Here is a 1,005-nt window from a genome sequence, read left to right as displayed (position 1 = left end):
GGCCGGGGCCCGTCGTGAGGTGCGGCGGGCCGGGTGCCGTATGTCCCGCACCCGATGTTCAGTCCTGTTCTGTCATGACGGCGCCTGCTCCGCAGGGGCGTTCCCGCCCGCGGGGCCCGCCGTCTTCCGTGTCGTACCGGGAGGTTGTGCTGATGACGTCGATGTCGGAGCGTTACCGGGAGCTCGCGTCGCTGCCGTTCGACGGGGGCTACCCCACGGACGGGTCGGCGCGGACGCTGGACGAGGAGCTGTACTTCCAGCGGGCCGTGCAGAGCTACCTGTGGGCGCTGCCGGCGGTGAACGTGTGCGCGATGCGCGACGGGCTGGGCCGGGCGTTCGGCTACGGCTACCAGGTGATGGCGGTGTTCGAGCAGCGGCTCAAGCCGCGCACCGTCATCACCACCCCGAACTGCGACGTCATCTACGGGATGGCGTTCGCGGACCTGAGCGAGAGCGGCCCGCTGGTGGTCGAGGCCCCGGCCGGCATCCAGGGCCTGGTGGACGACTTCTGGCACCGCCCCCTGACCGGCCCGCTGCTGGACGGGGTGCAGTACCGCGGGGACATCGGCCTGCCCGGCCCGGACGCCGGAAAGGGCGGGCGCTACCTGATCGTCCCCGACGGCCAGGAGCCCGAGAACCCGGGCGACTGGGACGACTACTTCGTCTACCGCAGCACGACCGACGGCATCTACTTCCTCCTGCGCGGCTTCTTCACGTCGGTCGACGACGTGTCACCCGGCGTGGAGTCCATCGAAGGGATCCGCTTCCACCCGCTGCGGGGCGACGCCGCCCCGATGCGGTTCGCCCAGGCCTCCGACATCCCCGTCGACGCCCTCTTCCCGCGCGACGCCGCCTTCTACGACGCGCTCGACGCGTTCATCCAGGCCGACCGGGTCGACCAGACGGACCCCTACATGCACGGCGTCCTGGCTGCCCTGGGCATCCGCAAGGGGCAGCCCTTCGCCCCCACCCCCCGGCAGCGCGAGCTGCTGGACCTGGCAGCGC

At 71.7% G+C, this 1,005-nt stretch carries 1 protein-coding gene; it reads left to right on the top strand.

Going from position 1 to position 1,005, the window contains the following annotated elements; all coding sequences use genetic code 11:
* Positions 1–152: 152 nt before the first annotated feature.
* Positions 153–1,005, top strand: an 853-nt coding sequence (locus ABTZ03_RS44205) for a DUF1254 domain-containing protein (protein ID WP_350518942.1), incomplete at its 3' end; no start/stop codon positions are given.

The sequence above is a fragment of the Kitasatospora sp. NPDC096077 genome, assembly GCF_040303245.1.
Taxonomy (GTDB): domain Bacteria; phylum Actinomycetota; class Actinomycetes; order Streptomycetales; family Streptomycetaceae; genus Kitasatospora.
This window is presented reverse-complemented; position numbering and strand designations above follow the sequence as displayed.